This is a genomic window from Eubacterium callanderi (assembly GCF_900142645.1).
Taxonomy (GTDB): Bacteria; Bacillota; Clostridia; order Eubacteriales; family Eubacteriaceae; genus Eubacterium; species Eubacterium callanderi.
Genome location: NZ_FRBP01000016.1, coordinates 114211 through 126970, shown reverse-complemented (window position 1 = coordinate 126970; position 12760 = coordinate 114211). Strand labels below are relative to the sequence as shown.

13 protein-coding genes are annotated in these 12760 nt (G+C 48.5%); all 13 read right to left on the bottom strand.

Going from position 1 to position 12760, the window contains the following annotated elements; translation table 11 throughout:
* Positions 1-241 precede the first annotated feature (241 nt).
* A complete protein-coding gene (lysS, locus tag BUC22_RS19190) occupies positions 242-1708 on the bottom strand; it encodes a lysine--tRNA ligase (RefSeq protein WP_013382133.1) in 1467 nt (488 codons plus the stop codon).
* Positions 1709-1717: 9 nt separating this feature from the next.
* Complete coding sequence (gene greA, locus BUC22_RS19185; RefSeq protein WP_013382134.1) at positions 1718-2203, bottom strand: transcription elongation factor GreA; 486 nt, start codon at positions 2201-2203, stop codon at positions 1718-1720.
* Between the two features lie 199 nt (positions 2204-2402).
* The gene (gene carB, locus BUC22_RS19180) at positions 2403-5609 is read right to left on the bottom strand and encodes a carbamoyl-phosphate synthase large subunit (protein WP_073383525.1); all 3207 of its coding nucleotides are present in this window, start codon (positions 5607-5609) and stop codon (positions 2403-2405) included.
* A complete protein-coding gene (carA, locus tag BUC22_RS19175; RefSeq protein WP_013382137.1) occupies positions 5600-6712 on the bottom strand; it encodes a glutamine-hydrolyzing carbamoyl-phosphate synthase small subunit in 1113 nt (370 codons plus the stop codon). The genes carB and carA overlap by 10 nt, the downstream gene beginning before the upstream one ends.
* 90 nt (positions 6713-6802) lie before the next feature.
* Positions 6803-8068, bottom strand: coding sequence for an adenylosuccinate synthase (locus BUC22_RS19170; RefSeq protein WP_013382138.1), 1266 nt, complete (start codon positions 8066-8068; stop codon positions 6803-6805).
* Between the two features lie 800 nt (positions 8069-8868).
* Positions 8869-9462 (bottom strand): D-Ala-D-Ala carboxypeptidase family metallohydrolase, encoded by a 594-nt coding sequence (locus BUC22_RS19165; RefSeq protein WP_073383523.1) that lies wholly within the window; start codon positions 9460-9462, stop codon positions 8869-8871.
* Between the two features lie 77 nt (positions 9463-9539).
* Positions 9540-9770 (bottom strand): DUF2922 domain-containing protein, encoded by a 231-nt coding sequence (locus tag BUC22_RS19160; protein WP_073383520.1) that lies wholly within the window; start codon positions 9768-9770, stop codon positions 9540-9542.
* A gap of 61 nt (positions 9771-9831) precedes the next feature.
* Positions 9832-10056 (bottom strand): DUF1659 domain-containing protein, encoded by a 225-nt coding sequence (locus tag BUC22_RS19155; RefSeq protein WP_013382142.1) that lies wholly within the window; start codon positions 10054-10056, stop codon positions 9832-9834.
* A gap of 89 nt (positions 10057-10145) precedes the next feature.
* Positions 10146-10775 (bottom strand): sigma-70 family RNA polymerase sigma factor, encoded by a 630-nt coding sequence (locus tag BUC22_RS19150; protein ID WP_073383518.1) that lies wholly within the window; start codon positions 10773-10775, stop codon positions 10146-10148.
* A gap of 9 nt (positions 10776-10784) precedes the next feature.
* On the bottom strand, positions 10785-10985 hold the full coding sequence (locus BUC22_RS19145) for a hypothetical protein (RefSeq protein ID WP_013382144.1): 201 nt from the start codon (positions 10983-10985) through the stop codon (positions 10785-10787).
* The gene (locus BUC22_RS19140) at positions 10982-11605 is read right to left on the bottom strand and encodes a restriction endonuclease subunit S (RefSeq protein WP_073383515.1); all 624 of its coding nucleotides are present in this window, start codon (positions 11603-11605) and stop codon (positions 10982-10984) included. The genes BUC22_RS19145 and BUC22_RS19140 overlap by 4 nt, the downstream gene beginning before the upstream one ends.
* Positions 11602-12072, bottom strand: a complete 471-nt coding sequence (locus BUC22_RS19135; RefSeq protein WP_073383512.1) for a phage antirepressor KilAC domain-containing protein — start codon at positions 12070-12072, stop codon at positions 11602-11604. The genes BUC22_RS19140 and BUC22_RS19135 overlap by 4 nt, the downstream gene beginning before the upstream one ends.
* Positions 12073-12204: 132 nt before the next feature.
* Positions 12205-12732, bottom strand: coding sequence for a hypothetical protein (locus BUC22_RS19130; RefSeq protein ID WP_073383510.1), 528 nt, complete (start codon positions 12730-12732; stop codon positions 12205-12207).
* Between the last annotated feature and the right edge of the window lie 28 nt (positions 12733-12760).

Genomic DNA, 12760 nt, shown 5'->3' with positions numbered 1-12760 from the left:
CCTTTGTTCTGTCAAGCACTTTTTAAAATTTATTTTTTAAATTCCTCAAGCGCCGGACTGAAAGCCCTGCGGTGCTGTACTCTCCAAGACAGCTTACTTAGTATACCCCGGACCTTACCCTTTGTCAAGCGCTTTTTAACATTTATTTTAATCTTTTTTGATTTTATTTTAACCTGGACGTTTTACATGATTCTGTTATTAAAAAAGGACCGGCGATTCTGCCAGTCCTTTGGTCTTTTCATTAATCATCCAATGGCTTCATGGTCGGGAAAAGGATGACGTCACGGATGCTGTGCTGTCCTGTAAACAACATAACCAGACGGTCAATACCGATTCCAAGGCCTCCTGTGGGCGGAAGGCCCACTTCCAGCGCATTGATAAAGTCTGCATCATACGGGTGCGCTTCATCATCGCCATCAGCCTTTTTCTGCACCTGCGCCTCAAAACGGCCTTTCTGATCAATGGGGTCATTGAGCTCAGAGAACGCATTGGCACATTCGGCACCGTTGATAAACAGCTCGAAACGCTGAGTATATCTCGGATCGGTGGGTTCACGTTTAGATAAAGGTGAAATTTCTACCGGGTGCATGGTTACAAAGGTAGGCTGAATCAGCTTATCTTCCACATATTCATCAAAAACTTCGGCAATGATTTCGCCGATGGAGTGTTTATCTTCTACGTCTACATGCAGCTTTTTCGCCGCTTCCTGTGCTTCTGCCAGATCGGTCATAACATCAAAATTAACTCCGGTGTGTTCTTCCACCAGATCTACCATTCTTGCACGTTTGAAAGGCGCTGCCAATGAAATATCATGGCCTTCGTATTCCACGGTATCCGTGCCAAGGATTTCTTTTGCCAAAAATCCATACAACGCTTCTACCATATTCATTACATCATCATAATCCGCATAGGCTTCATATGTTTCAAGCAGGGTGAACTCCGGATTATGGGTCGCGTCCATGCCTTCGTTACGGAACACACGGCTCAGTTCATATACTTTATCAAAGCCGCCGACAATCAGGCGCTTAAGGGGTAATTCCAGAGCGATACGCATATAGAGCGGAATATCCAGAGCGTTATGATGGGTCACAAAGGGACGGGCGTTCGCACCGCCTGCCAGATTGTATAAAACCGGTGTTTCCACTTCGATAAAGCCGCGGTTGTCTAAAAACTCACGGATCTTGCGGATGATTTGAGAACGCAGGATAAAAACATTTTTAACTTCAGGATTTACAATCAAATCGACATAGCGCTGGCGATAGCGCAGCTCAGTATCCTTTAACCCGTGATATTTTTCGGGTAAAATCTGAAGAGATTTGCTAAGCAGCGTCAGCTCTTTTACGCGAACTGAAATTTGTCCCTTCTGTGTTTTGAACACCTCGCCTTTTATACCGACAATATCGCCGATGTCATAGGTTTTGATTTCATCATAGTTTTCCAGCAAATCCTTTTTTAAGAACATCTGGATTTTTCCGGTGCTGTCCTGAAGGTCATAGAAGCCGACCTTTCCCTGACCTCTTTTAGACATGATACGGCCCGCCATAGAAACTGGCTTTTCTTCATAGGCCTCAAAGTTTTCATTGACATCATCTGCGTATGCAGTCACGTCATAACGTGTCATCTCGAAGGGGTTCTTTCCTTCCTCCTGAAGCTTCTTCAGCTTTTCACGTCTGACAGCTAGTACTTCACTTAAATTTTCTTCGCTCACTGGGCTCTCCTATCTTCTGATATCTAAAATTTCATACTGAACTTCACCGTCCGGAATCGGGATGGTCACAACCTGCCCGACTTTGGCCCCAATCAAGCCTCTGCCGACAGGTGATTCGTTCGATAATTTATTCTGTGCAATATCGGATTCTGCTGAACCGACAATTTTATATTCTTCGGTGTCGCCAAACTCAAGATCCTTCACTTTTACAATGCTGCCGACACCGACATCCTCGGTATGAATGTCATTATCATCAATGACCTTGACCTTTTTAATTTTGGCTTCAAGTTCAGAAATTTCGCCTTCCACAAAGCCCTGTTCGGATTTCGCTTCATCGTATTCGGCATTTTCACTCAAATCGCCATATTCTCTGGCTGTTTTAATACGCGCCGCAACTTCGTAACGTTTAACGGTTTTTAAGTACTCTAAACGTTTCTTTAAATTATCAAGACCCTCCTGGGTCATTACTAATTCTTCATTCAAATGATCAGTCATTTTTGTTTCCCCTTTATTTTGTACAGAATGTATTTAATTCCATACGTATTACTTAAAATCATGTTTGATATTATAATTTTTTTAGACGATTCTGTCAAGTCAACCATTTGATTTTACGTCTTTTGTATACAATTTTACGGATATTATCGAAAAACCACCTGAAACAGGTGGCTTTCGGACTGTTTGATTTTATATTTCACTAAATTGTATTGATGTCTACCAGGTCAATATCGGCCATTGTTTTATTGGATTCCAGGCAATTGAGCAGCGCTCTGGCGGTGTCGAGAGAAGTTAGCAGACTGATGGAGCTTTCAACAGCCTTTCTTCGCATCTTAACCTCATCCTGTTCTGGCTGACGACCTTTTGTAGAGGTGGAGATAACATAGGTTACCTGACCGCTTTCTAAAAGATCGCCAATGTTAGGCGCTTTCTCTGCCATACGCTTAACAACCTTTGCCGGCACATTGTTTTCATTGAGTACCAGCGCAGTGCCGACAGTCGCGAAGATCTTAAAGCCCATTTCATGGAAACGGCGTCCGATATCCACAATTTCGTCTTTATCGCGGTCACGCACGGTCAGAAGCACCCCGCCGGTGCGCTCCATTTTATATCCGGCAGCTACGAGCCCTTTGTAGACAGCATCCTCGAATTTCTTTCCAACGCCCAGAACCTCACCGGTTGATTTCATTTCTGGTCCAAGCTGGGTATCGACATCCTGGAGCTTCGCAAAGCTGAATACCGGTACCTTGACCGCCACGCAGTCTTTAACCGGATGAAGCCCGGAGGTGTAGCCCATTTCCTTTAAGGTTGACCCCATCATAATCCGGGTTGCAAGGTTAACCATTGGAATATCGGTCACCTTGGAAATATATGGTACGGTTCTTGAAGAGCGCGGATTTACCTCGATGACATAAACTTCTCCCTCATAGACAACGTACTGGATATTTACAAGGCCGATAACATGAAGCTCTTTGGCGAGCTTGCCTGTATAGTCAATGATTGTATCCTTAATTTCCTGAGACAATGTCTGCGGCGGATAAACCGAGATGGAGTCCCCGGAGTGAACACCTGCTTTTTCAATGTGTTCCATGATCCCCGGGATCAGGTAGTCTGTTCCGTCACAGATCGCATCGACCTCTACCTCTGTGCCCATGAGGTACTTATCGATCAGCACAGGATTTTCAAGCTCATGTTCCGTAATAATGTTCATGTACTCCATAACATCGGCTTCTTCATAGGCGATGATCATATTCTGACCGCCGAGAACATAGGACGGACGCAGGAGCACAGGGAAGCCCAGCCGTTCTGCCACTTTTACAGCTTCTTCGGTTGTATAGACGGTTTCTCCCTTTGGTCTCGGGATAGCGCAGCGTTCCAGCAGATCATCGAAGAGTTCGCGGTCTTCAGCGGCGTCGATGTATTTTGGGTCTGTCCCCAGGATGCCAACGTTAATTTCATCCAAATGTTTTGTCAGCTTAATGGCTGTCTGTCCACCGAACTGGACGATGGCGCCGTCAGGCTTTTCCGTCTCTACGATTGAGCGCACATCCTCTGCTGTCAACGGCTCAAAATACAGACGGTCTGAGGTGTCAAAATCTGTCGATACGGTTTCTGGATTGTTGTTGACGATAATCGCCTCATAGCCCAGTTCTTTTAACGCCCAGGCGCAATGGACTGAGCAGTAGTCAAACTCAATCCCCTGGCCGATACGGATCGGACCAGAGCCAAATACAAGGATCTTCTTTTTATCATTTTTGTGCTCATCCAGGAAAATTTCCGCTTCGTTTTCCTTATCCATCGTAGAATAGAAATAAGGTGTTTCAGCCTTAAATTCTCCAGCGCAGGTGTCAACCATTTTAAAGGAAGCATACTGTCTGCCTGTCGGGATCTTTTCACCAGTCAGGCGCTCAATGGTGGAATCCATAAAGCCCAGCTCACGGGCCACCGCCAGACGTTCCATACCACGTTCATCGCTCAGGCCCTTTTCGCGGAGGTCGCGTTCCATCACTGCCAGGTGGCGGAGCTTGTCGAGGAACCACATATCAATCTGGGTGGCTTCCCAGATTTTTTCCATATCCAGCCCGCGGTACAGGGCTTCATAGACAACGAAGCAGCGTTCATCATCCTTGCGGCCAACCGCTTCCATAATTTCATCATCCGGGGCCTCACGGTATTTTTCGACGCTCAGGGTATCAAAGCCCAGCTCAACCGAACGAACGGCCTTCATCATCGCCTGTTCAAAGCTGTTACCGATGGACATGATTTCACCGGTTGCCTTCATCTGTGTACCCAAGGTACGCTTAGCGTAAACAAATTTATCGAAGGGCCATCTCGGGAATTTAACAACAATATAGTCGATGACTGGTTCAAAACAGGCTGGTGTTTTACCTGTGATGTCATTTATAATTTCATCCAGTGAGAAGCCCACAGCGATAAGCGATGCGATCTTGGCAATCGGGTAACCGGTTGCCTTTGAAGCCAGCGCTGAAGAACGGGATACTCTCGGATTCACCTCGATAACTGCGTAATTGAAGTTTTCCGGGTCCAGTGCGAACTGGCAGTTACAGCCGCCCTCTACACCCAGAGCAGAAATGATCTTAAGGGCAGAGGTTCTGAGCATCTGGTATTCCTTGTCGCTCAATGTCTGGCATGGCGCTACAACGATGGAGTCGCCTGTGTGGATGCCGACTGGATCAAAGTTTTCCATGGAGCAGACCGTGATAACATTCCCCTTGCTGTCACGCATGACTTCAAATTCGATTTCCTTCCAGCCTGAAATACCACGTTCAACCAAAATCTGGGTAATCGGTGATAAGCGCAGGCCGTGGGTGGCAATTTCATGAAGCTGTTCAGGATTATCGGCAATCCCGCCGCCGGTTCCGCCTAATGTAAAGGCCGGACGGACAATGACAGGGTAGCCCATGGTAGAGGCAAAATCCAGGGCATCATCAACTGTTGTAACAACTTTTGAAGGAATAACCGGTTCTCCGATCTCCTTCATCATATCTTTAAATTCCTGGCGGTCCTCTGCCTTGTCGATGGTCTCGACGTTAGCTCCCAGCAACTTAACGTTATGTTCATCTAAAAAGCCTTCCCTTGCAAGCTGCATGGATAAGGTCAGACCGGTCTGTCCGCCAAGGGTAGAGAGGATACTGTCTGGTTTTTCCAGAAGAATAACCCGTTTAACAACGTCCAGCGTCAATGGCTCGATATAGATTTTATCGGCCATTGCCTTATCGGTCATGATGGTGGCCGGGTTTGAGTTGATGAGAATAACCTCAAGGCCAACTGCCTTCAAGGCTTTACAGGCCTGAGTACCGGCATAGTCAAATTCTGCCGCCTGGCCAATCACGATCGGGCCAGACCCGATGACAAGTACACGCTTAATATCATTTCTTAAAGGCATCCCTGTTGTCCCCTTTCCATTAAATCCGAAAAACGTTCAAATAAATATCCTGTATCATTGGGGCCTGCGCTGGCCTCTGGATGAAACTGCACTGTAAAGGCAGGTATATTTTTATAGGCAATCCCCTCGCAGCTGCCGTCATTCATATTGACATGAGAGATCGTTCCCACATCCTCTGGAATACTTTCAACGGCATAGCCATGGTTCTGGCTGGTAATAAAGACCCGGTCCTTGGATAAATCCTTAACCGGCTGGTTCAGCCCGCGGTGTCCGTATTTCATTTTGCGGGTTGTCCCACCCATTGCCAGCGCCAGCAGCTGATGTCCCAGACAGATGCCAAAAATCGGTTTTCCATATGCGATAAAGTCCTGAATGTTTTTAATGATTTCCACATTGTCTTCAGGGTTGCCAGGTCCGTTACTCAGCATGATACCGTCCGGATTCAGTCTTCGGATGTCATCGACTGTCGAGCTGGCCGGCATAACCGTCACATTACAGCCCTGCTGCAAAAGCATTCTGAGGATATTATGCTTGTAGCCATAATCCATAAGTGCGACATGGTTCGCGCGGTTTTCACGGGTATAGAACCATCCCTTTTTCTTCTGAGTTACAACCTGTACTGGATTGACAACCTTGTAACTCCGGATCTGTTCCAGCAGCTCCTCTCTTTTCTCGTATACATCCTCGGTGGTGATGGCGCCGTTCATGGTACCAAACTCGCGGATCTTGCGTGTCAGCGCGCGGGTATCAATATCCCAGATACCGATTTTCCCCTGCTTTACAAGAAAGTCATTGATAGTGGCTGTGGTTCTGAAGTTTGATGGCTCTTCGCACCATTCCTTTACAATGTAGCCATTTACCCAGCTCTTTTCAGACTCCATGTCGTCGTTATTGACCCCATAATTTCCAATAAGCGGATAGGTCTGAAGCACGATCTGTCCATAATAGGACGGGTCTGTCAGGACTTCCTGATATCCGGTCATTCCGGTTGTAAAGACAATTTCCCCAATGGTGGTGCCTTCGCAGCCGAAATTGTAGCCTTCGAAAACCGTTCCGTCCGACAGCAAAATGCAGGCGCGCTTGTCACGTTTAAAATAAGACATTTTCTCCTCCTCTATTTTTCCTTCAACTTTTATACTTACAAAAAGAGAATAATGCAGGCAGCATTATCCTCTTTAAAATATTTCGTTTCCCTAAACAGCTAACTCTTCGCGATCTGGGCCAACGCCGACGTAACCAACAGTGGTTCCGACCAGCTCTTCAATTGTCTTAATATATTTTTTCGCATTTTCCGGCAGGTCTTCAAGCCTCCGGATTTCTTTGGTGGAACACATCCAGCCCGGCAGTGTTTCATAAACCGGTTTTACACGTTCCAGCTCTTCGGTGTTCGGGAAATAGTCAATGACCTCACCATCCAGCTCATAGGCGACACACACCTTAATTTCTGGAAGGTTATCCAGCTTATCAATTTTACACAATGCCAGCGTATCAAATCCGTTGATTAAATTTGTATATTTAAGCACCGGGATATCCAACCAGCCCAAACGTCTGGAACGTCCGGTTCTGGCCCCGAACTCATCATCCGGTTTGTCGCCTTTTCCCCGGATCAGGTCAATGTCCCCTTCAAATTCCTCTGTCGGGAAAGGTCCTGCTCCTACAGCGCTGGAAAAAGCCTTGGCCACACCGATGACATGATCAATTTTTTTAGCCGAAAAACCGCCGCTTACAGCCGCATAAGCCGCTGTTGGATTAGACGATGTCACATAGGGATAAATCCCCAGATCAATATCTTTCATGGCAGCCAGCTGGCCTTCAAATAATATATTCTTATCAGCGTCAATATAGCTGTGCAGGTAACGGATCGGGTCCACAATCATGGATGCAAAGCGCTCTGCCCATTTCTCACATTTTTCATAGAGAAAATCGACCGTATAATCCTCAGCGCCATAGGCCCTCATCTGATTGTTAATCACCGGAAGAATGGCCTCCAGCTTCTTTCTTGCAGAATTTAAATTGAGTAAATCCTCAAAACGCAGGTTTTTGCGCAAAGCCTTATAGGAATAAGCCTGGCCAATCCCGCGTTTGGTGGTGCCGATACCACCGGCTACTTCCATCAGCTCATCCAGTTTCTGATGATACGGCATTAAAATATGCGCCTTACCGGAAATTTTCAGTCCGCTCATTCTGACACCGGCATCTTCAATCTGTTTGATTTCATCTTCCAGAACATCCGGATTCACCACGGTACCGGTACCGATCAAGCACTCGCCACCTTTATTAAAGATACCGCTTGGAATCAAATGCAGCTTGAACACACCGTGCTCGTTGATAACCGTATGTCCGGCGTTATCACCGCCCTGGAAACGGACGATTAGATCACAGTCCCTTGACAGGTAGTCAATCATCTTGCCCTTACCTTCGTCGCCCCACTGTGCTCCAACTAATACAGAAATTGACATTGTATCATTCCTTCCTCAATATAAGAAGCAGCTCCTTATATCATTCGATTCATTTGCATATTCATACATAATTTATGCATCTCTTTTGAGACCGCACATATTATACCACATAATTTTTTCCTTGTCTCTAAAAACCTCTCAAAATCTGAGCCTTAAGACAATTTTGAAAACATTTAATATGGCCGGAAGACCATTTGCCCACGATTTTTTTGAAAACGGGCACTGCATAGTTATTTATGAACCGGCCGGGCCGGCGGTTCCATCTGGCTACCTATTTATATGTGTCATAAAATATGCGCCATAAAAAAGGAGGCTGTGGTTTCACAGCCTCTTACACGTTGTCTCTTCCCCTCTACTCCACCGGATCGTGGCTTAAAAGAAACAATGTCAGGATTTCTTCCGCATAGCAGACGCGACAGGAGCGAATGAGCAAAAGCTATCCATTATCCGTCCGTCCTTTCGGAAAATAAAAACTGCGCATGGCAGCTACCCACACACAGTTAAGAAAGTTCAAGAAAAAACTCAACAATAACACAAAATTAAGAACAGCTATTGAATAAAGAAAGAAAATAGCATATAATTAACTTTGCGGTACTCCTCAGGAGGTGTGGTGCCCAGACACCGCATTGCCGTATTGTGGTAGTGACACAGTACGGATGCCGCAATTTTTATTTCTATATCCTTTATTATAGAATAGATTGAAATAATATGCAATTCTTATTTGTTTTTTCAGGCTAATAGTTTTTTTCGTATGCTATTTTGTCTTTCAGCGTTTTACTGTTTTTGATTCCCTCCTCTCCTCAACGCCAGATTTCGCAGTGGTCAAACTGCTGATCCGGGTACTCGATGACCCCAAGCCCCAGCGCCCGGGCCGCGGCGGCCACCTCGTCATAGGGCACGCCGGGACAGTACAGGTCGGCCGCATGACCGGACAGGTGCCAGGAGGCCGCAATGCCGCCCACCTCCGCATTGCGCCTTTCACAGCGAACGCCTGAGGTGATGATGATGGGCTGGTCAAAATAACACCGCAGCGCCTCGATTTTCTCTAAAAGTTCTTGGTCCATGGCTGCGGGCCAGCCGTCACAGTAGCCCGCGCAGTCACAGGCATACTCGTCCATGAGAAAGTGGGCCGAGGCCCAGGGGCCGTCGGTGAGGATGGGGTCCTCGGGCAGCGGGTGGTCGATGACGGCCCCGTCCTGAGGCGTTTCCTGTGGCTCCGGCGCTGGTACGGCTGTTTCTGGCCCCTGCGGCTCTGTTTCCGAAGCTGATGGCTGCGGCGCTTTATCCGGTACCTCCTCCAGCGCAAAGCCCAGCCCTGTGAGAAAAACGCAGGAAATCAGGATCAGAATTGAGAGGATTAATCTTCGGCTGATGGTTTTATAAAAATTTTTCATTTGGGTTCTCCCTTCTTGAATGTGTGGATGGCGGATCCTCAACGATCCACTAAAAAAAGGGGGCTTTCGCCCCCTTTTTACTCAACGGCTACGTCGGTAGTGGTGGTGTCCACGCGCTTGGCGCCGGACAGCTTGGTGAGGGCGAAGCCCTCGGGCTGGAAGATGTTGTCGGCTACGATGCCGGCCGCCGCTGTTTTTATCTCCGCATCGGTGATGCCCTCTCGGTAGTCTGGGATGGTCATTCGGTACTCTTTACCGCTTTCGGTGGTAAAAATCAGGTTCAGGTCTTTTTTTGTGGTTATTGCCATGGTTTATCTCCTTTTCTTATCCTTGCTTTTATCTGTTTTCGGCTGCTGTGTGCTTTCTTTTTTACTCGGTTTTTGTAATGTCGCTGGCGGTGATGCGCTCACAGCCCTCGCCAATGGGCTCCTGCATGGAAATGATGTGCCCGTAGGCACTGTCCAGCTGTTCCTTGGTGGCGTCATGCCTGACGTCGCCGTAGGTTTTGCTTCCGCGTTCAATTTTTCCTTCTTTTTCGCCATAGTTTACCTTTACTTTGAGTTTTGTGTCCTTCAGGTTTTCTTCGACTGCCATGTGTATTTCTCCTTTTTGGGGTTGTATTTTGTGTGGCGTTTTGCCCTACACTATATACATACTTTTTTTTTTGAAAATATCAACGCTTTTCACAAAACTTTTTTTATTTTTTTTAAGGCGCGGTCGCGGCGCTGGTTTACCGCCTGGGGACTGATGCCTTCTGTTTCGGCGATTTCGGTCTGGGTCATGCCCTCGTAGTAGTGCTTTTCCAGCACGCTGCGGTAGCTGGGACTTAAGCGGCTCAGCCCCCTGGCGAGCTTTTTCCGGCTCGCGCTTTTTTCCTCGCGCTGGATATAATCGGCCTCGAGGTTTGTCGCTTTATCGGGCAGCACCTCGGCATAGGTCAGGCCCTGTCTCCCCGGCACCTGATCGTCAAGGGTTGTATCGGGTTTGACGGAATGGTTAAACTGGCCGTGCTGCCACTTTCTGTAATACTGGCGCAGGTGCGCCTGGATAAAAGCGTTAAAGCTGGCGCCACGCCTGGGGTCAAACTTTTTCAGGCCCTCCATAAAGGCGATGACGCCGTCCTGAAAGGCGTCCTCGAACTGGTCGTCATGGATCCCTGAGCGGCTGAGGGTGCTTAGTATCAGCGGCCTGAAGGCCATGACCAGCAGCTGTCCCGCGGTACTGCCGCTTTCTCTTTCCGGGCTGCCGTCCGGATATTCTTGCCCGTTTTTACAGGTTTTTACCAAATCGTCAATCACCTTGTAGTTACTCAAATAAGCCTCCTATTCGTCCTCATAGACGTCTGTAATCTCAAGCACAATGCCGGGAAAGCGGTCTTCGACGGCGGCGCTGAGGTCGTTAAACAGGTCCTCGGCCTCCTCGGCGCTGCGGGCGTAAAAGCCGGCTTTCATAAGGCATTCGGCCTCGACCATGTAGCTTCTTTTTCTGCGGACCAGACCGGGTCCGGTGCCGTATCGGTTCATGTGGTTTCTCCTTTCTGCTTTGCCTCTCTCGCGGCCCACATGGCGTTAAAGGCGGCCACACTGTCACCGGGATACAGGGCCTGGATGGCGGCTTTCTCGGATTCGGTGAGCGGCGGGAGCAGGTTAAAGCCGTGGATGCTGTGGGTATTGGGCGGCTCCTCCTGATTATAATAGAACAGAGATGCCTGTTTAGGGTTTATATTATTTATATACGGTTGCGCCCCGTGTCCGCTTTCTGTAGCGGTTTGTGTCCATACGAGCGTCGGCTCCTGACGCTCTCCGGCGGCGATGCTGGCCGGGGCCAGGCCTTTGTCAAAGGGGATCAGGCGGTATTGTCCCGCCCGGTTTCCCGCGTCGGGAGTGTACGTCACGCGCTGCTTCCGGATCAGCGTCTGCCTTTGTGTCCAGAGGGCCTGGCGGTTTTTAAGGCCCAGGGCGTCCTGAAACAGCTTGTTGGGCACCCGGAATTCCACCGGCCAGTACCAGAAGCCGTCGGCGCCCTTTATGGCGGCGCGGTTATTAAAGTACATGAGGTAATGCCAGAAGGCCTGGAGCAGAGGGCTCAGGCGCTGCTGCTCCATCCAGCGGAAAAAGGCGAGCAACTCGGTCAGGTAGTTCATGCGGACGCCGCCTCCTTTTTAAGCCTGTCCGCAAAATAGACACAGCCGGCCGGCGTCAGATAAAGCCTGCGCCCCGGACAGGCTGCTGTCTGGTTTCCGATTCTGAGGATTCCCATGGCCGCCGCCCTTTGGCTCACCTGGTTTAAGGTGCCGGGCGCGTTCTTTCTCAGGTAGCCTCTGGCGCGCAGCCAGCGGAAAAAATCGTGCTTGCTTATGATGATGCCCTCTGCCTTCATCCTTCTTAAAAAGGCGCTGGTCTCGGTAAGCGGCTCCATGCCCAGATACCACTGCCCGGGGTTTCTTTCCGGATTGGCGGCCAGGTGGATATCCACCACGATGTGCCCGGCGGCCCCACCAAGTGTGAGCTGTGCCGGGGCCTGGAATTTTTGGGCGCACGAAGCACACCTGCCTGCCCCTGCTTTTTTTGCCGTATCCCTGTTTCTTTCGCGCATTTGTTTACGATTCATTGTAAACCTCCTGTAAATTAAAATGATTTTGTTTCCGGTACGCTCGGTACCGCTCTTTATCTTACAGGTATCATTCTAAAACAAATTTTTTACTTTTACAAAGCGCGAAAATAGAATTTGATAGTTATTTATTTAACAATATAGATTTTCAAAATAGCGCTTCCGCCACCGGTAAACTGTGGAGTATTCGCCATAAAAGGGCACCTCGTGCCAGGGGCGGCCACGTCTGGGCAGCAGCCGGCCCGGGCTGCGCAGCTCCTCTCTGGTAAAAAGGGTATGCAGCACTTCGGCCACGGTGTATAGGAGCACGCGCATCCAGCGCAGGATAAAAAAGGGGAACACCCGCTGGTTACGGTCACATTCCAGGCAGGTTTTGCTGCATACCCAGAAAAGATAGAGGGTTCCGTCCCCGGTTTCGACCTCCTTATAAAAGCCATTGACGATTTTAAGCCGGCCGTCTTTTTCCTTTATGGAAAGGGTTTTTTCCGCAAGCTTACCGCCGCAGTGAATGCAGACATGCTTTTTATGGCCGTGATAAATCCACTCTTTCACAGGCTTTTCGCCGTTCCTGCTCCGGTATCCGGTATCGACCTCCTCAAAATCCCCGGGGTGCTTCGCGATGTACTTTGCCAGTGCCTTTGCCGTAATTCTCTTTTTCATCCTGGACTCCTCTCCATAAGACCAAACA